Here is a 17,230-nt window from a genome sequence, read left to right as displayed (position 1 = left end):
CCCCTGAACCCTTTCCAGAGAGCAGCCATGCGCTTCGTTCTCGCCATCGCAACAAGTTTCCTTGTCGCTGCCTGCGGCTTTCACTTGCGCGGGCAGACCACGCTGCCATTTGAAAGTCTGTATGTGAACGCTTCCGGCGGTTCCGCTTTTGCCACGCAACTGAAGCGCGCGGTGCTGGCTGGCACCAACGCCCGCCTGAGCGACAGCTCCAAGGATGCGCAAGCCATTTTCGATCTGGTGAGCGAAATCCAGGAGAAACAAATCTTGAGCTTGAGCGGCGCCGGCACCGTGCGCGAATTCGAGTTGCGCTATCGCGTGGCTTTCCGCGTGCATGACAACCAAGGCCACGACTGGATACCACAGACTGAAATCATCCTCAAGCGCGACGTCACGTTCAACGACTCGCAAGTGCTGGCCAAGGAATCCGAAGAGGCGCTGCTTTATAAAGACATGCAAAGCGACGCCGTGCAACAGGTCATGCGGCGCTTGAGCGCGGCCAAAGCGCCCTCCTGATGCGCATCGAAGCGGAACAGTTCAAACAGCATTTACAACGGGGTCTGAAATCCCTCTACACGGTGCATGGCGACGAACCGCTGTTGGCTCTTGAAGCCGCGGACCAAATACGCAGCGCGGCAAAACAGGCGGGCTTCGCCGAACGGGAAATCTTCACCGCCGAGCCGGGGTGCGATTGGCAGCGGCTCGCCATAAGCAGCCAAAGCCTTTCGCTCTTCGCCGCCAAAAAGCTCGTTGAACTGCGCATCCCTTCAGGCAAGCCGGGAGTTGAAGGCGCGCAGGCAATCGAAAGCTTCTGTTCTGCCGCTGGCCCCGACCTGATGGGGCTGGTGCTGCTACCTAAGCTCGACGGGCAAACAAAAAACTCGAAATGGTTTGAGGCGTTGCAGCAGCATGGCGAAGTGGTGAACGCCAGCGCCGTGGAACGCGGGCGGCTGCCGCAATGGATAGCAGGACGCCTCGCTGCGCAAGCACAGAGCGCCGATTCCGATACGCTGCAATTCATCGCCGACCGTGTCGAAGGCAATCTGCTCGCCGCGCACCAGGAAGTGCAGAAACTGGGGTTGCTCTACCCCACCGGGCCATTGAGCTTTGAGCAAGTCAAGGTGGCGGTGCTGGAAGTCGCGCGCTACGATGTGTTCAAGCTGGGCGAGGCGATGCTCGCCGCGGATGCCGTGCGCTTCGCGCGCATTCTCGAGGGTCTGCGCGGTGAAGGCACCGCGCCGCCTCTGATACTCTGGGCGCTGGCGGAAGAAACCCGCGCGCTGCTTAAAATCGTGATGGGCCTCGAGCAAGGCAGGCCGCTGCCGCAATTGCTGCGCGAAGCGCGGGTGTGGGGGGCGCGCCAGGAAGGAGTGCAGCACGCGGTGAAACACCTGCGCAAAAAAATGCTGGAAGAAGCGCTTTTGCACGCGGCGCGGCTGGACCGCATGATCAAGGGACTGGCTTCCGGCAATGTGTGGGACGAGTTTATGCAATTGGGCTTGCGTTTCTGTTCCGGCCCGGCCGGGGTTAAAATACACTGATCATGGATATCGTTGACATCAAAGCCTACATGCACGGCATGGGGCGCGAAGCGCGCGCCGCCTCCCGCCTCATGGCCAAAGCCGACACCCGCACCAAGAACAAGACGTTGACCGTGATGGCGCAGGCGATCCGCCGCGATAGCAGCAACCTGCTCGCCGCCAATGCCAGGGACATGGAAAAAGCGCGCGCTCAGAAGTTTGATGACGCGCTGCTCGACCGCCTCGCGCTTTCGGCCAGAATCGTGGACAACATGGCCGAAGGGCTGATGCAAATCGTGCAGCTGCCCGATCCGGTGGGCGAAATCACCGGCCTCAATTACCGTCCTACTGGAATTCAGGTAGGGAAAATGCGCGTACCGCTGGGGGTGGTGGGCATTATTTACGAAGCGCGCCCCAACGTCACCGCCGACGCCGCCGGGCTGTGCCTGAAAGCCGGCAATGCCGCGATTCTACGCGGCGGCTCGGAAGCGATTCACTCCAATCAGGCCATCGCCGCGCTGGTGCGCGAAGGCCTGCGCGCCGTGGGGCTGCCGGAAACCGCGGTGCAGGTGATCGAGACCACTGACCGTGCCGCGGTGGGCGAGCTGCTGTCGATGAACCAGTACGTCGACATCATCGTGCCGCGTGGCGGCAAGAGCCTGGTTGAGCGCGTGATGCGCGAATCGCGCATTCCCATGATCAAGCACCTGGACGGCGTCTGCCATGTCTACATCGACGACAAGGCGGACATCGAAAAAGCGGTACGCATCGCCGACAACGCCAAGACCCAGCGCTACGGCACCTGCAACACCATGGAGACGCTGCTGGTCGCGGAAGGCATTGCTTCACAAGTGCTGCCGCAGCTTTGCAAGATTTATCTAGCCAAAGGCGTGGAGCTCAGAGGCGACGAGAAATCACGGGCGCTGGTGCCGCAAATCAAGGCCGCCACCGAAGAAGACTGGTACACCGAATACCTCGCGCCGATTTTGAGCGTGCGCGTGGTCAAAGACGTGGAGCAGGCTATTCAGCACATCGCCACCTACGGCTCGCAGCACACCGACGCCATCGTGACTGAAGATTACGGCCGCGCCATGCGTTTCCTGCGCGAAGTGGATTCCAGCTCGGTGATGGTGAACGCCTCGACGCGCTTTGCCGACGGCTTCGAATACGGCCTGGGCGCGGAAATCGGCATTTCCACCGACAAAATCCACGCACGTGGCCCAGTGGGGCTGGAAGGGCTCACTTCGCAGAAGTTCATCGTGCTCGGCGACGGGCAAATAAGGCAGTGAATAAGTGAACGGGTGAACACCCTCTCCCCCGCACCCGGGGGAGAGGGTCGGGGTGAGGGGGCTTCACTTCTTCACTTGTTCACTCATAAATAACCCATGCACAAACTCATTGAAGTCAAAGTCCCTGATATCGGCGATTTCAAAAACGTGCCGGTGATCGAAGTCCTGGTGAAACCCGGAGACCGTATCGCCAAGGAAGATCCGCTGATTACGCTGGAATCCGACAAGTCAACAATGGATGTGCCTTCTCCGGAAGCGGGAACGGTAAAAGAAATCAAGGTCAAAGTCGGCGATAAGGTGTCGGAAGGTTCACTGATTCTCACGCTGGACACTGCGGCTTCAGCAACCGCCGAATCGCCCGAATCATATCAAGCCGCGCCCGCTGTTACAGCTGCCAAACCCGCTGCAGATATTCAGGCTGAAGTCGTGGTGCTGGGTGCGGGGCCGGGCGGCTACACCGCGGCGTTCCGCGCCGCCGACCTCGGCAAGCAGGTAATTTTGATCGAGCGCTACCCGGATCTGGGCGGCGTGTGCCTCAACGTCGGTTGCATACCCTCGAAAGCGCTGCTGCATGTCGCCAAAGTCATGTCTGAGGCCGTGGAAATGCAGCATTACGGCGTGACTTTCGGGCAACCCAAAATCGAAACCGAAAAGCTGCGCTCGTGGAAAAACAGCGTGATCGGCAAACTCACCAAGGGTCTTGCCGGTCTCGCCAGGCAGCGCAAGATACAGGTGCTGCAGGGTGTCGCCCAATTCGCTTCGCCCAATACCCTGCACGTGGAAACCAAAGACGGCGCGAAAACCGTGTCTTTCGATTACTGCATCATCGCCGCCGGCTCGCAGGCGGCGAAAATTCCCGGCTTTCCCGACGACCCGCGCCTCATGGATTCGACCAGCGCGCTGGAAATCGCCGAGATTCCCAAAAGACTTTTGGTCATCGGCGGCGGCATCATCGGGCTGGAATTGGCGTGCGTGTACGATGCGCTGGGTTCGAAAATCACCGTGGTGGAATTGCTGGATGGCCTGATGCCGGGCACGGATCGTGATCTGGTGAAGCCCCTGCAAAAGCGCATTGAAAAGCGTTACGAAGGCATTTACCTTAAAACCAAAGTAACCAGAATCGAGCCGCAAAAAGACGGGCTGAAAGTTTATTTCGAGGGCGACAACGCGCCGCGGCCGCAAGTTTTCGACCGCGTGCTGGTCGCGGTGGGCAGGCGCCCCAATGGCCAGGCCGTCGCCGCCGAAAATGCCGGCGTTCAGGTCACCGACAGAGGTTATATCGGTACGGACCAGCAGATGCGCACCAACATGCCGCACATTTTCGCCATCGGCGATATCGCCGGCGAGCCGATGCTGGCGCATAAGGCAACGCATGAAGGCAAAGTCGCCGCAGAGGTGATTGCCGGGGAAAAGAGCGCGTTTGACGCGCGCACCATCCCCTCGGTCGCCTACACCGATCCCGAAGTAGCGTGGATGGGGCTGACCGAGGCGCAGGCAAAAGAACAGGGCGTCGAGTTCGAAAAAGCCGCCTTCCCCTGGGCGGCGAGCGGGCGGGCGCTAGCACAGGGACGCGACGAAGGCATGACCAAGCTCATTTTCGACAAGAATACCCAGCGGCTTCTTGGCGCGGGCATGGTAGGACCAAACGCCGGTGAATTGATTGCCGAAACCGTGCTGGCATTGGAAATGGGCGCGGACGCGCAGGACATCGGGCTCACCATCCACCCGCATCCCACGCTGTCGGAGACCGTGTTCTTCTCCGCCGAAATGGCGGAAGGCACGATCACCGACTTGTATATTCCCAAGAAGTAATCTGGCGTTTTCCGTGCAGGCTTTTCTCACCTCGACCGCGTTGGTTGCGGCAGCCGAAATCGGCGACAAGACTCAACTCCTGTCTTTCGTGCTGGCAGCAAGACTGCGCCGTCCTTACCCCATCATCGCCGGGATACTGGCCGCGACGCTGTTCAATCACACGCTCGCCGGCTCGGTCGGCGTTTGGCTGGCTCACGTTATTCCGCATCAAACGCTCAACTGGATGGTCGCCGCAGCATTCATCGCTTTCGGCTTATGGACGCTGCATCCTGATTCGCTGGAAAAAGATCCGCGCATCCACCGGGCGGGGGTATTTGTCACCACCTTCATCGCTTTCTTTTTCGCCGAGATGGGCGATAAAACCCAGCTTGCCACGGTTGCGCTGGCGGCGCGCTTCGACGCCCTTGCCGAAGTCGTGCTCGGCACCACGCTGGGCATGCTGCTCGCCGACGTGCCGGCGGTTTTTATCGGTGAAAAGCTGGCAAAATATATTCCCATGCGGCTCGTGCGTTATGCGGCCGCTACGCTTTTCATCGCTTTGGGCCTTTTTACCTTGATGCGGCCGCTTGAGTTCGGGGCCTAGTTTTGCACTATTCGCGGGAAAGCCGGTCTTAATCAGGTATGCTCGACACATTAACGGTTTTCAAAACGGAACTCATTATGCGGCTTAAATCGCTATTATTGTTTTCGATTCTGCTTGCCTTCCTTGCATTTCCCGCATTTGCGGCAAACCAGACCGAGGCACTCCTTGATCAAGTCATCGACGGGGCCCACCGCGATCCAAAAAATAAAGCGCGCGACATTTACCGCCACCCCAAGGAAACCCTGCTGTTTTTCGGATTGAAGCCCAACATGATAGTGGTGGAAATCTGGCCGGGCGGCGGCTGGTACACCGAAATCCTGGCGCCGGTTTTGCGCGACAAAGGCAGGCTTTATGCCGCGAGCTTTGCCGTGAACGCCAAAAACACACCGGAGTTCCGCGTCGAAATCGAGCGGGATTATTTGAAAAAACTTTCGCAGCATCCCGAAATCTACAACCGCATCATCCGCACCCAATTGCAGGCGCCGGAATACGTCAACATCGGGCCACACGGCAAAGCCGACATGGTGCTAACTTTCCGCAACGTGCATAACTGGGCGAAAGACGGCAACGCCGAAGCCACCTTCAAGGCGTTTTACGATGTATTGAAACCCGGCGGCATCCTCGGCGTCATCGATCACCGCGCCAAGCCCGGCACCCCCTTACAGGATATGATTCGCAGTGGTTATTTGACTGAAGAACTGGTGATTGGCCTGGCGAAAGGCGCAGGCTTCAAGCTGGCGGCGAAATCGGAAATCAACGCCAACCCCAAGGACACCAAGGACCATCCCAAGGGCGTGTGGACCTTGCCGCCGATGCTGCGCCTCGGCGATCAGGACCGGGAAAAATACCTGGCGATCGGCGAGAGCGACCGCATGACCCTCAAGTTCGTGAAACCAAAGTAATCCGTAAAAAAACCCGTTTTTAGGAGAACAAGATTTTCGAGTTAGCGCGGCACATGGGGCTACGCGTATTGAATTTGGTTTAATCCCCCTTGTGAGTCGCCGAGCAGCGCAGCCAAGGCGCGAGGAAGTCGGCGAGCACTGTCTGAGCACGAAGTGCGAGTTGCGCAGCCGCGCGAACTTGGTGAGCAGCGGAGGGAACCCGCAGGGCGGCGAACCGGGGCGGCCTTCTTTTTGGTGACCTTTTCCTGGCCGAGCAAGAAAAAGTCACCAGCTGCCGGGCTGCCCCCGGCAACAAACTAGTAAGCCTGCTTTATTTCGACTTAGTGGCTCTTCTCCCGCAGTCCGGCGGGAATCAGCCAGCGGTCAAGCAACTCAAAACCGCCCTGCGCCAGGAGCGCCAGTGCCGCCGCGGGGATCGCTCCGGCCAGCAGCGTTGCGTTGTCGTTCAATGCCAGCCCCCGCACAATGCGCTCGCCGTAACCGCCGGCGCCGACAAAGGCCGCGATGGTTGCGGTTCCCACGTTGATGACCGCCGAAGTCTTGATGCCGGCAAGTATCGCGCGTGAAGCCAGCGGCAGCTCGATCAAACGCAGGCGCGGAAACAGAGGCAATCCCAGCGATTGTGCCGCTTCCCGCAACGAGGGCGCGATATCGGCGAGCCCAGCGTAAGTGTTACGCACAATCGGCAGCAGCGCGTAAAGAAAGAGTGCGATCAGGGCCGGCAGTACGCCGATGACGCCAAGAGCCGAGATCAAAAATGCAAGCAGCGCCAGTGACGGCAGGGTTTGAATCACTCCGACTGCCAAAAGAATCGGCTGCCTGGCTGCGGGCGAGTAAGCGGCGCAGACCCCTAGCGGGATGCCCAGCAGTATCGCCCCGCCGAGTGACACGAACACCAGCAGCAGGTGTTCAGCGGTCAGGCGCCAGAAATCTGCGGCAAACAGCAGGGCGAGAAAATTTCCCCAAGTGCCCTCGGCCGGCTTATATCCTGCGCCGGGGGAGAGGAAATCCGCAGCGATGGCCGCAAACGGTTTGCCTGTAAGCTCCGCCTCGGCGTTCATCGCCGCCATTTGCGTTTCGGAAATCCGCCCTTCCAGCTTTTGCAGCGCCGCCCAAGTTTTGGGGAAACGGCCGGGCATATCGAGGCGATAAAGCAACAACGCGTCATAAGCAGGGAAAAAATGCTGGTCGTCTTTCAGCACGCGCAGGCCGTATTTGGCGATTTTGGCGTCTGTGGAATAAATGTCAATGACATCGATTTTGCCTTTGACCAGCGCCTCATACGCCAAGCCGTGGTCGAGGCCGATAGGGTCAAATGGCAGTGCATACGCTTTTTTCAGCGGCGGCCAGCCGTCTTGGCGGTTCAAGAACTCCTGAGACAATCCCAATTTCAGTTCCGGCTTGCGGGCAAGATCGCCGACGCTGGAGATGCCAAGCTGCCCGGCGCGTGCATCCAGCATGGCAAGCGCGTAGGTGTTGTTGAAGCCCAGCGGCACTGCCGCCGCCAATCCCAGAGGCGCAAGCTTGCGGTTCAACGCCGCGAAATCGCCCGCAGCGTCCTTTTTCAGCAGCTCAAACCAGATGGTTCCGGAATATTCCGGATAAACGTCGATGTTCCCGCTTCGCAACGCCGCAAACAATATTCCGGTATTGCCCAAGCCCTGTTTGTGCGCCACCTCCGCTTCATTGGCATTTGCCGCGGTCCGGGCAAGAATTTCGCCGAGCAGGTACGATTCGGTGAAGCGCTTGGAGCCGATGTTGAGCGTGGTTTCGGCAAAAGCTGCGGGTGCAAGCAATAGCAGTGAAAGGAATAATGCCTTGGTCTTCATCAAGCCGTTTCTGTTATCAACGAGCGTTGCGCGCGGATGAATTCCCTTACATACGGCTCGGCGGGGCGATGCAGCAAATCATAGAGGACGCCACGCTGCACCACCCTTCCTTCGCGCAGGAGCACGATGTCGGAGGCCAAATAAGCCGCTTCGTTCATGTCGTGAGTGACAAAAATCACCGTCTTTCCGAGTTGCGCGAATATGCTTTTGAGTTCGGTTTGGAGCTCGGAGCGGATGATCGGATCAAGCGCGCCCAGCGGCTCATCCAGCAGCAGCGCTTCTGGGTCGAGCATCAGTGCGCGCATCAACCCCACACGCTGCCGCTGACCGCCGGAGAGATCGCGCGGATGGCGCGCCAGCGCGGCGGGCTGCAGCCTGACCAGATCCGCCAAATGATTCACCCGCTCGTCTATCCAGGATGGGGTGCGCCGCAGGAAGCGCGCCAGCAAAGTCACATTGGCGCGCGCCGTCAAATGAGGAAATAAGCCTCCGTCCTGAATCACGTAGCCGATGGCATGGCGCACGCGCTCTACGTTGTCGGCAGTCAAAGGCTCGGTATTGAAAACAACCCGGCCGCTGTCGGGCCGAATCAGTCCCAGCATGAGCCGCAGCAGCGTGGATTTGCCGCAGCCGCTTTCGCCAATCAGTGCAGTTGTGCCGGCATGAAACGCCAGGCTGGTCGGGGCAAGGGCAATTTGCCGGCCATAACTTTTACAAATATTTTCGACAGCGATCATCCGTTGCCCTTTGCTGCAAATCTTGAGCTAGCCTAGCATCTGTCTGTCTGCCGCGCTACCGCGCAAGACTGCGCAATTGCAGGTAGAATTGCCTCAGTTAAAACTTCAATATTTTAAGGAGAATCGCGCATGGACTCGCAATTCCTGAGCTTGAAACCCAAAACTGAATTTACCCGCCGCGAATTTGTTGTGACCATGCTCGCCAGCGGCTTTGCGCTGGCCGTGCAGCCGGTTTCCGCGCAGACCCTGCACACCGACGACAGGGGATTGACCGCGGGCGAAGTCAAAATTCCGGTAAATGCCGGGGAGATTCCCGCGTATCATGCGATGCCCGCCGGCGGTGGACCGTTCGCGGTGATTCTGGTGGTGCAGGAAATCTTCGGGGTGCACGAGTATATCAAGGATGTGTGCCGGCGCTTCGCTAAGCTGGGTTATTTCGCGGTCGCACCCGAACTCTATTCGCGGCAAGGCGATGTATCGAAACTCTCCGATATCCAGCAGATTCTGAGCGACGTCGTTTCCAAAGTACCGGATGCGCAAGTCATGTCCGACCTCGATGCCAGCGTCGCCTGGGCGGAGAAATCGGGCAAAGGCAATGTCGCGAAACTCGGCATCACCGGATTCTGCTGGGGCGGGCGCATCGTCTGGCTCTATGCGGCGCACAGCAATAAACTCAAAGCCGGCGTAGCCTGGTATGGGTCACTGGCAGGACAATCCAACAAGATTAAGCCCAAGAACCCCATTGATCTTGCCGCGCTGCTCAAGGCGCCGGTGCTAGGACTTTACGGCGGCGCCGATCAAGGCATACCGCTGGAAATCATAGAGAACATGCGCAAGGCGCTGAAAGCGGCGGGCAGCAAATCGGAAATCGTGGTCTATCCGGACACATCTCACGGCTTTCACGCCGACTACCGGCCAAGCTATCGCAAGGCGCAGGCCGAGGACGGCTGGAAAAAATTGCAGGATTGGTTCAAAACTCACGGTGTAGCCTGAGAGTTGCATATGCCCTGTGAACTATGCGAATCTGCCGGAGGCGAGCCGCTGTGGCGCGACGCCCTCTGCCGCGTGGTGCTGGTGAACGATGCCGAGCATCCCGGTTTCTGCCGCGTCATCTGGAATGCGCATGTCAAGGAAATGACCGACCTGGGTGAAACCGAACGCCAGCATGTGCTGCGGGTGGCGCTGGCGGTGGAGACGGAATTGCGCAAGTTGCTCTCACCTGACAAAATCAACCTGGCGAGCCTGGGCAACATGACGCCGCACCTGCACTGGCACGTGATTCCGCGGTTTCACGATGACTCGCATTACCCCAATCCGGTATGGGGTCGGAAATTGCGCGCCGGCCCGCGCGCCCTGCACAGCGGCTTCAAGGACGCTATGCAAGCGGCGCTAATCCGGGCGCTTGGCTCGAGTATTAACTAATACGCAATTAACGGGGCACCCGATGCTGCCGATGTCGCTTCCCGATACCCACACGTCCGCTCCCTGCGACTGGAAGGATGCGGCTTCGTGCAAGCGCTGGCTGGACCAGTTGCCGCTTACCAATTTTGGCCAGGCGCAGCAGGCCCTAACCGCTGAGCTCATACGCTTTCTGCATTTGAAAATTGCGCCTCTCGAACGTCTCAACACCCTCGAGCAGCTGCGCGAGACCGCAGCGATGGTACAAGCCGAATGCGCCAAGAAATACGCAGCCAAACCGTTGCCGATGGCGACCACGGAGGTCGCGCAGTGGAAACAATCCGTGGAGCTATGGCAAAACCTGCGGGCGGCGTATCAGCGCTGCTTGCTGGATGCCCTGGGCGGCGGCGGCGAGGCGGCGCAACATGCCGCGCTGATTTGCCAGCGCTGCCTGCGTTATACCGCGCTGACCCTTTTCGAATACTACCTCACCAACCAGGAAGTGGACCCTGAATTGTGGCGCCACTTGCATGGACTTTACGCTTTCGCCGAAAAACATAATTTAACCGATGAAGCGGTGCGCGACAGCCTCATCGAAGAAGCCAAAACCACATCTTGCACGATAGCGTACGCGCAGGCGCTGCTGATTGGGCGAAGCAACCCTTATTCGCTCACCCCCAAACAACTTGAACTCGCGAGCCGCTGGATCGACAAATGGGGCGAAAAAATCCAGGTCAGGACGACACCTGGCGAAGGCGAAAGCGTGCTGACGGTGGACCCGGAGAGCAACAGCGGCGCCAGGCAAGCGGGCGAAATCCCCGATACCTCTTCAACACGCTACTTGGTGACCGACGACCTGGGCAAAAACCTTGGGATAAGAATCATGCTGCTTGGCGAGGGAAAATCGCCTGCGGAACTGGGTTTGGGCGGCGACTGCCTGCAACCGGGCTGCGAGGCGCTCCTGAAACTCCTTTATCAGCAATGGCGCAAGCCCGGCATCACCGGTCGCGCCGAGCCGCGCCATCAAGCCGACCAGCAAGTGCAGCTATGCTTCGGCATTCCGGCGATTCACTATTTCGTCAGCGGCAAGCCGTTCAAGCAGCCCGGTGCGCCCCAGCTTTCCCGCCAGGAGGAAGAAGAATTAAGGACGTTCGGCCACATCAGCAAGCACCGCGAGGCGATGCAGCTTTCGCAACTGGGCTTCGCGCTGGATTCCTGGAAAATCATCAGCGACTCCTCAATAGGCCTCGGGATGATGCGCGATGCCAACGGCGGCGGCTCGCGCGTGAGCCTCAAGCAACTCATCGGCGCCCGCCCGGCGGAGAGCAAGTACTTCATGCTTTGCGTCGTGGAGCGGATTACCCTGCAGCAAAACGGCGAATTGCACATTGGCACGCGCACGCTTCCGGGTCTCCCCGAGCCGGTCGCCGCGCGCCCCAGCGGGACGGGCAGAGGAACGGCCTATGTGCAGGCGTTGTTGCTGCCGGACGTGGCGGTACTCAAGACCGAACCGTCACTGGTGCTCCCCAACGGCTGGTTTCAGACGGACCGGATTATCGACGTGTTCACCAGCGAATCACAGCGGATCAAGCTTACCAAGCTTATGGAAAAGGGGGCTGACTATGAGCGGGTGGATTTCGGCGTTCCGTAACGCTAAAAACACTCGCCGGCAGCAGTTTTTGTTTTTCCCCAACTCGGTTATAACTCGGTTATCATGATTCCCTGAACGTAACGGCGGTTCCTTTGCGGGAAAATCATGGCTGGGCTCGACAGAAACACCCCCACCCCGACCGAAATCAAGCTGCACCAAAAGTCGCGTGTAATGGAAATAGCGTTTTCCGACGGCAAGACTTTCATGCTGCCGTACGAATTCTTGCGTGTATATTCTCCTTCGGCCGAAGTGCGCGGCCACGGGCCGGGGCAGGAAGTATTGCAAGTCGGTAAGAAAAATGTCGAGATTACCGGAATCGAGCCGGTAGGCAGCTATGCAGTGCAACCCTGTTTTTCGGATCGCCATGATACCGGCATTTACTCGTGGGATTACTTGTACCTAATGGGGGTGAACCAGGAAAGCATGTGGCAGGAATACTTGAAACGCATGCAAACCGCGGGAGCAAGCCGCGAACCGGTTGCCGGAGCGTTTGAGTCCCGCCCCAAATCCAAATAGGAACCGCCCAGGAAAGCAATGCAAACCGAGATTATCTGCCATCACAGAACGCACAGATAATTTCATTATTTACCTCCGTGTTCGTCCGGCTAATTCTTTTTAAGTTTGGTTATGAGTAAACCTACCGATTTCGGTTTTCAGAAAGTCGCCGAAGACGAAAAATCCACGCGAGTCGCGGGCGTCTTCCATTCGGTCGCCCGCCGCTACGACCTGATGAATGATCTCATGTCGTTGGGCGCGCACCGGTTATGGAAGCGCTTTGCCGTTGAATTAAGCGCAATCAAAGCCGGTGACCGGGTTCTGGATATCGCCGGCGGCACTGCCGACTTAAGCACACTGTTCGCAAAACGTACCGGTGAAAGCGGCGAGGTATGGCTCACCGACATCAACAACAGCATGCTCTGCATCGGCCGCGACCGGCTGCTGGATAAAGGCCTGGCTCTGCCCGTTGCCCAGTGCGATGCGGAAAAACTGCCCTTTCCCAATGACTATTACGATTGCGTGAGCATCGCCTTCGGCCTGCGGAACATGACGCACAAGGAAGCGGCACTCAAGGAAATGCTGCGTGTTTTAAGAGCGGGCGGCCGCTTGCTGGTACTGGAATTTTCCAAAATCTGGAAGCCCCTGCAACCGCTCTACGATGTTTATTCATTTAAAGTGCTGCCCGCTCTGGGCAAGTTCGTGGCTAACGATACCGATAGCTACAAATATCTTGCCGAATCCATTCGCATGCACCCCTCGCAGGAAGAATTGAAGCAAATGATGGAAAGCGCCGGTTTCGAACGCGTCGAGTATTTCAATCTCAGCGCAGGTGTCGTCGCGCTGCACCGTGGCTACAAGTTTTAAACCACAGTGGACACTGCTACGATTAATCCCCCCGGATTGCAATCACGCCCCACCGGCATATTCAAAGTTATTCTTATTAACCCCTATGAGCTGGGGCGGCAACCCTTCGCGCTGGCCGAACCCGCGGCATGGCTGAAACGCGAGGGAATTGAAGTTGCCTGCCTTGATCTTTCCTTGCAAAAACTCGACGCGTCGGCGCTGGCGGAAACTTCGCTGGTCGCCATTTATGTCGGTATGCACACCGCCACGCGCATCGCAGTGGAAGCCCTGCCGCGTATTAAACAGCTTGCTCCCAAGACGCACCTTTGCGTCTACGGTTTGTACGCGCCCATGAATGAAGCACTCCTGAGAAGCCTTGGGGTACAAACCGTGCTTGGCGGTGAATTCGAGCCGGGACTGCTTAGCCTGGCGCAACGGCTCAAAAACAAGCAGATCTCTGCTACACAGATCGAGCCGGTGGTTAATCTGAACAAAATCGATTTTGTAGTGCCTGAGCGTTCGATTCTTCCGGATCTTCAGCACTACACCCGGCTGGAACTGCCAGACGCAAGCAAAAAAGTGGTTGGCTTTGCCGAAGCCAGCCGCGGCTGCAAACATCTATGCCGCCATTGTCCGGTGGTGCCGGTGTACCAGGGCAAGTTCCGCATTGTGCCGGTGGAGGTGGTGCTGGCGGATATCCGCCAGCAGGTGGCGATGGGCGCGCAACACATTTCCTTCGGCGACCCTGATTTCTTCAACGGCCCGACCCATTCTCTGAAAATTGTACGCGCGTTGCACGAGGAATTTCCCGATATCACTTACGACGCCACTATCAAAGTGCAGCACCTCATCGAACATGCGGACCTCTTGCCGGAATTGAAAAAAACCGGCTGCCTGTTCATTACCTCAGCTGTGGAATCAGTGGAGGATCGCGTTCTTGAATACCTGGCCAAAAACCACTCGAGTGAGGATTTCAACCGCGTTGTGGCGCTGATGCGCGAAGCTGGCATCGCTTTTGCTCCGACTTTTGTCGCATTCACCCCATGGATCACGCTCGAAGGTTATATCAAACTGTTGTGGCGTATCGCCGATCTCGATCTCGTGGAAAGCGTGCCGCCGGTGCAACTTTCCCTTCGCCTGCTGATTCCCGAAGGTTCATACCTGTTGCAATTGCCGGGTTTTCGCGATCTCATCGAGGATTTCAACCCGGGTCTTTTGGGCTATCCGTGGCGGCACCGCGACCCGCGGGTGGATCGCCTGCAAAGCCAGGTGCAATCGCTGGTTGAACAGTCGAAGAAGCTCCCGCGCCACGAAGCGTTCGAACACGTCTGGCAAATGGCGCATGGCGCGCTGGGCATTCCCGTTCCTGCTTTGCCCAAGTCCAAAAATCAACAACCGATTCCCCGATTATCCGAGCCCTGGTATTGCTGTGCCGAGCCAACCCATCAGCAGTTGCAGAGTTTTTAGGGACGAACCAGGCGTCCTTAGCGCCTTGGCAGCTTGGAATTAATAAATGAAGCAGATACTCCTCCTTCTTCCCACCACCTCTTACCGCAACAACGATTTCCTCGCCGCGGCCGAAGCGCTCAACGCCGAAATCATCAGCGCAGCCGATTACTGCCATCAACTCGCGCCGCAATGGGGATTAACGCCCATCATGTCAGTGCATTTCGATATGCCCGAACAGGCAGCGGAAACCATCCTGCAAGCGCTTGCGCGCAAGCCCGAAGCGGTGCTGGCGGTGGATGATCACGGCCTCGCGCTTGCGGCATTGCTCAATGAGCGCCTTGGGCTTACAGGAAACAAGCCGCAGGCGGTGCGAAAGCTGCGCGACAAACTGGCATTCCGCAAGCTGCTCAACGCACATGGATTCAACTGCCCTGAATTTCATCATCTGCCGGATAACACCGATCCTGCCGCCCTAATTCCGCGTTTCCCGGTAGTCGTCAAAGCAAGAAGACTCTCGGCGAGCCGCGGCGTAATCCGTGCCGATAATCCACAGGAATACCTGCAGGCCATAGCCCGGGTGCGCGCAATCCAGAACAAGGCCGACCGCGACGCCGCAGCGCTTGGCCTGGTTATCGAAAGCTTCATTCCAGGAATGGAATACGCTCTTGAAGGCATACTGGAAGATGGCCAACTCAAAACCCTCGCGCTCTTCGACAAGCCTGATCCGCTTGATGGGCCCTATTTCGAGGAAACGCTTTATGTCACGCCCTCGCGGCTGCCGCAAAAAACCCAGGATGAAATTCAACAAACTGTACAGCGCACCTGCCAGCTCGCAGGACTCACTACCGGCCCGGTGCATGCGGAAATGCGCTTGAACAGCGCAGGCATTTGGATTCTGGAAATGGCAGCGCGCTCAATTGGCGGCTTATGCGGGCACGTGCTGCGGTATGCGCTGGGAATGAGCCTCGAGGAACTGATTCTGCGCCAAGCGCTGGGCGAACCCCTGCCAGCGCTTGGCCCAGGAAAAACCGCAGCGGTGATGATGATCCCGATCCCGATGCGCGGAATTTATCAGGGCGTTCGAAACCTCGATCTTGCGAGACACATGCCAGGCATCACTGATATTCGGATCACCATTGAGCCGGGGCAAGACATCGTTCCGGCGCCTGAAGGCGCAAGCTATCTCGGCTTTATTTTTGCCATCGCCGCGAACCCGCAAGAGGTTGAATCTGTCATAAGATCAGCGCACCGATGTTTGCAATTTGATATTCAGCCCGAATTCAAAGTGGTAGAATCTTCAACATGAAACAGACCGCCTTAAAAAAATTTGTCCTGCTGCTCGTTCTTGCCCTGGTAAGCCCGGGGCTTGCCAGCTTTGACGCTCATGCAGCCAAGCGCCTCGGTAGCGGGAGCAGCCTCAGCAAGCAGCGCGAGGCGGTAACCCGGCCCGCGCCCGTTCCGCCGCCGGCCCTCGTCCCCTCACCCGCTCCAGCGGGCAGCACCTGGCCGGGGCTGTTCGCAGGATTGGCGGCAGGCGGACTGCTTGCGGCTTTGTTTACCGGCGGTGCCTTCAATGGAATCCGCTTTGCTGACATAGCGATGCTCGCGCTGCTGTTCGGCGCGGTTTTTTTCATCTTTCGTATGTTACGCAAGAAACCGGTAAATGAACCGATGCAGTACGCTGCGCTGGGAGCGGAAACCATGCCCTCGCTGCCGGCAAGGATGTTCGGCGGCATGGCACGACCCGCGCCCTATGCGGTCGGTTTTGAAATCGAGCCATTCCTGAAGAACGCCAAGGCGAGTTTCATCCGCCTGCAGGCCGCCAACGATTCCGCGAACCTGGACGTGATCCGCGACTACACCACGCCGGAAATGTTAGCCGCGCTTAAAAAACAAATCGAAGCGCGCGGCGGCGAGCCGTGCAAAACCGACATCGTCACGCTCGATGCCGAAGTACTGGAAGTGGCGATCGAAGACGATCTGGCCGTTGCCAGCGTTCGTTTCAGCGGCCTGTTGCGGGAAAAAGATTTTGGCGGCCCGGCGCAGCCGTTCTATGAAATCTGGAACGTGCAAAAGCGGCTTAACGAACCCGAGTCGGTGTGGCTGCTCGCCGCAATCCAGCAGGCACACCGAATCGTTCATGCTTGATGCGGCGATCGCTGTACCTTTGAATCATCTGCTGCGCGGCGAGTCCTGGGCGCGTCAACGGCTCAAAACCCATGCCGGAAAAACCGCGCGGTTTTTGGTGCCGCCGTTTTCACTCGTGCTCACCGTCGCGGAAAATGGAGAAGCAAAACCAGCCGGGGATGCGACAACCGCGGAGGTCCAGTTCACCGTGAGCCCGGCACTCCTCGCCAGGCTTTTCGCCCGCGATGAAGCCGCTTACCAGGAAGTGCGGATCGAAGGCGACACCAACTTTGCCGGCGCCATCGCTTATGTCGCCAAAAACCTGCGCTGGGACGCGGCGGAGGATTTGAGCCGCATCGTCGGCGACATTGCGGCGCGGCGCATCGTCAATACCGTGCAAAGTTTCAACAATTGGGGAAAGCAGAGCCTCGACAGCCTGGCCCTCTCCCTTGCCGAATACTGGACCGAAGAACAACCGCTCATCGCAAAAACCATCGACGTGAAAAAATTCGTCGGGAGGGTGGACGCCCTGCGCGATGATGTCGAGCGGCTGGAAAAGCGCCTGAAGAAGCTCGCCGGCTAACAACTAGCCGGC

At 58.3% G+C, this 17,230-nt stretch carries 17 protein-coding genes; 15 read left to right on the top strand and 2 right to left on the bottom strand.

Annotation, left to right across the window (positions count from 1 at the left end; translation table 11 throughout):
• Nucleotides 1-27: 27 nt before the first annotated feature.
• The 6 genes from lptE (at nt 28) to VHE58_08255 (ending at nt 6,103) form a co-directional block, all read left to right on the top strand.
• Nucleotides 28-513 carry an LPS assembly lipoprotein LptE gene (lptE, locus tag VHE58_08280; protein ID HVS27277.1) on the top strand — a complete coding sequence of 162 codons (486 nt, stop codon included), beginning with the start codon at nt 28-30 and terminating at the stop codon, nt 511-513.
• Nucleotides 513-1,538, top strand: coding sequence for a DNA polymerase III subunit delta (gene holA, locus VHE58_08275; protein ID HVS27276.1), 1,026 nt, complete (start codon nt 513-515; stop codon nt 1,536-1,538). The genes lptE and holA overlap by 1 nt, the downstream gene beginning before the upstream one ends.
• 2 nt (nt 1,539-1,540) lie before the next feature.
• Nucleotides 1,541-2,806 (top strand): glutamate-5-semialdehyde dehydrogenase, encoded by a 1,266-nt coding sequence (locus VHE58_08270; protein HVS27275.1) that lies wholly within the window; start codon nt 1,541-1,543, stop codon nt 2,804-2,806.
• A 96-nt stretch (nt 2,807-2,902) separates the two neighbouring features.
• Nucleotides 2,903-4,618, top strand: a complete 1,716-nt coding sequence (gene lpdA, locus VHE58_08265; GenBank protein HVS27274.1) for a dihydrolipoyl dehydrogenase — start codon at nt 2,903-2,905, stop codon at nt 4,616-4,618.
• A 13-nt stretch (nt 4,619-4,631) separates the two neighbouring features.
• The gene (locus tag VHE58_08260) at nt 4,632-5,201 is read left to right on the top strand and encodes a TMEM165/GDT1 family protein (protein HVS27273.1); all 570 of its coding nucleotides are present in this window, start codon (nt 4,632-4,634) and stop codon (nt 5,199-5,201) included.
• A 38-nt stretch (nt 5,202-5,239) separates the two neighbouring features.
• The gene (locus tag VHE58_08255; protein HVS27272.1) at nt 5,240-6,103 is read left to right on the top strand and encodes a methyltransferase; all 864 of its coding nucleotides are present in this window, start codon (nt 5,240-5,242) and stop codon (nt 6,101-6,103) included.
• 320 nt (nt 6,104-6,423) lie between these two features.
• On the opposite strand, the gene VHE58_08250 is transcribed toward VHE58_08255, so the two are convergent.
• Both VHE58_08250 and VHE58_08245 read right to left on the bottom strand, forming a co-directional pair.
• Entirely contained in the window at nt 6,424-7,932 is a 1,509-nt protein-coding gene (locus VHE58_08250) for a glycine betaine ABC transporter substrate-binding protein (GenBank protein HVS27271.1), read from the bottom strand.
• Nucleotides 7,932-8,669: an ATP-binding cassette domain-containing protein gene (locus tag VHE58_08245; GenBank protein ID HVS27270.1), complete on the bottom strand. Its 738-nt coding sequence runs from the start codon at nt 8,667-8,669 to the stop codon at nt 7,932-7,934. Before VHE58_08245 ends, VHE58_08250 begins: the two co-directional genes overlap by 1 nt.
• 129 nt (nt 8,670-8,798) lie before the next feature.
• Here VHE58_08245 and VHE58_08240 point away from each other — a divergent pair, with 129 nt between their 5' ends.
• The 9 genes from VHE58_08240 (at nt 8,799) to VHE58_08200 (ending at nt 17,218) form a co-directional block, all read left to right on the top strand.
• Nucleotides 8,799-9,662 (top strand): dienelactone hydrolase family protein, encoded by an 864-nt coding sequence (locus VHE58_08240; protein HVS27269.1) that lies wholly within the window; start codon nt 8,799-8,801, stop codon nt 9,660-9,662.
• Between the two features lie 9 nt (nt 9,663-9,671).
• The gene (locus VHE58_08235) at nt 9,672-10,091 is read left to right on the top strand and encodes an HIT family protein (protein HVS27268.1); all 420 of its coding nucleotides are present in this window, start codon (nt 9,672-9,674) and stop codon (nt 10,089-10,091) included.
• Between the two features lie 22 nt (nt 10,092-10,113).
• The gene (locus tag VHE58_08230; GenBank protein ID HVS27267.1) at nt 10,114-11,718 is read left to right on the top strand and encodes a hypothetical protein; all 1,605 of its coding nucleotides are present in this window, start codon (nt 10,114-10,116) and stop codon (nt 11,716-11,718) included.
• A 105-nt stretch (nt 11,719-11,823) separates the two neighbouring features.
• Nucleotides 11,824-12,234, top strand: a complete 411-nt coding sequence (locus VHE58_08225) for a DUF971 domain-containing protein (GenBank protein HVS27266.1) — start codon at nt 11,824-11,826, stop codon at nt 12,232-12,234.
• A 111-nt stretch (nt 12,235-12,345) separates the two neighbouring features.
• Nucleotides 12,346-13,080, top strand: coding sequence for a bifunctional demethylmenaquinone methyltransferase/2-methoxy-6-polyprenyl-1,4-benzoquinol methylase UbiE (gene ubiE / locus VHE58_08220; protein HVS27265.1), 735 nt, complete (start codon nt 12,346-12,348; stop codon nt 13,078-13,080).
• 6 nt (nt 13,081-13,086) lie between these two features.
• Nucleotides 13,087-14,526 carry a CUAEP/CCAEP-tail radical SAM protein gene (locus VHE58_08215; protein HVS27264.1) on the top strand — a complete coding sequence of 480 codons (1,440 nt, stop codon included), beginning with the start codon at nt 13,087-13,089 and terminating at the stop codon, nt 14,524-14,526.
• A 46-nt stretch (nt 14,527-14,572) separates the two neighbouring features.
• The gene (locus VHE58_08210; GenBank protein HVS27263.1) at nt 14,573-15,814 is read left to right on the top strand and encodes an ATP-grasp domain-containing protein; all 1,242 of its coding nucleotides are present in this window, start codon (nt 14,573-14,575) and stop codon (nt 15,812-15,814) included.
• Nucleotides 15,811-16,656, top strand: coding sequence for a Tim44-like domain-containing protein (locus VHE58_08205; protein ID HVS27262.1), 846 nt, complete (start codon nt 15,811-15,813; stop codon nt 16,654-16,656). Before VHE58_08210 ends, VHE58_08205 begins: the two co-directional genes overlap by 4 nt.
• On the top strand, nt 16,649-17,218 hold the full coding sequence (locus VHE58_08200) for an SCP2 sterol-binding domain-containing protein (GenBank protein HVS27261.1): 570 nt from the start codon (nt 16,649-16,651) through the stop codon (nt 17,216-17,218). The genes VHE58_08205 and VHE58_08200 overlap by 8 nt, the downstream gene beginning before the upstream one ends.
• Nucleotides 17,219-17,230: the final 12 nt, after the last annotated feature.

It is taken from the genome of Burkholderiales bacterium, from assembly GCA_035543335.1.
Lineage (GTDB): Bacteria > Pseudomonadota > Gammaproteobacteria > Burkholderiales > JAHFRG01 > JAHFRG01.
Note: the sequence above shows the minus strand (reverse complement) of the source record. Positions and strands in the feature narration are given on the sequence as shown.

What these genes read in the sequence shown, in the direction of transcription:
- lptE (HVS27277.1), top strand. Translation starts at nt 28, where the DNA reads ATGCGCTTCGTTCTCGCCATCGCAACAAGTTTCCTTGTCGCTGCCTGC.
- holA (HVS27276.1), top strand. Translation starts at nt 513, where the DNA reads ATGCGCATCGAAGCGGAACAGTTCAAACAGCATTTACAACGGGGTCTG.
- VHE58_08270 (HVS27275.1), top strand. Translation starts at nt 1,541, where the DNA reads ATGGATATCGTTGACATCAAAGCCTACATGCACGGCATGGGGCGCGAA.
- lpdA (HVS27274.1), top strand. Translation starts at nt 2,903, where the DNA reads ATGCACAAACTCATTGAAGTCAAAGTCCCTGATATCGGCGATTTCAAA.
- VHE58_08255 (HVS27272.1), top strand. Translation starts at nt 5,240, where the DNA reads ATGCTCGACACATTAACGGTTTTCAAAACGGAACTCATTATGCGGCTT.
- VHE58_08250 (HVS27271.1), bottom strand. Translation starts at nt 7,932, where the DNA reads ATGAAGACCAAGGCATTATTCCTTTCACTGCTATTGCTTGCACCCGCA.
- VHE58_08245 (HVS27270.1), bottom strand. Translation starts at nt 8,669, where the DNA reads ATGATCGCTGTCGAAAATATTTGTAAAAGTTATGGCCGGCAAATTGCC.
- VHE58_08240 (HVS27269.1), top strand. Translation starts at nt 8,799, where the DNA reads ATGGACTCGCAATTCCTGAGCTTGAAACCCAAAACTGAATTTACCCGC.
- VHE58_08235 (HVS27268.1), top strand. Translation starts at nt 9,672, where the DNA reads ATGCCCTGTGAACTATGCGAATCTGCCGGAGGCGAGCCGCTGTGGCGC.
- VHE58_08230 (HVS27267.1), top strand. Translation starts at nt 10,114, where the DNA reads ATGCTGCCGATGTCGCTTCCCGATACCCACACGTCCGCTCCCTGCGAC.
- VHE58_08225 (HVS27266.1), top strand. Translation starts at nt 11,824, where the DNA reads ATGGCTGGGCTCGACAGAAACACCCCCACCCCGACCGAAATCAAGCTG.
- ubiE (HVS27265.1), top strand. Translation starts at nt 12,346, where the DNA reads ATGAGTAAACCTACCGATTTCGGTTTTCAGAAAGTCGCCGAAGACGAA.
- VHE58_08210 (HVS27263.1), top strand. Translation starts at nt 14,573, where the DNA reads ATGAAGCAGATACTCCTCCTTCTTCCCACCACCTCTTACCGCAACAAC.
- VHE58_08205 (HVS27262.1), top strand. Translation starts at nt 15,811, where the DNA reads ATGAAACAGACCGCCTTAAAAAAATTTGTCCTGCTGCTCGTTCTTGCC.
- VHE58_08200 (HVS27261.1), top strand. Translation starts at nt 16,649, where the DNA reads ATGCTTGATGCGGCGATCGCTGTACCTTTGAATCATCTGCTGCGCGGC.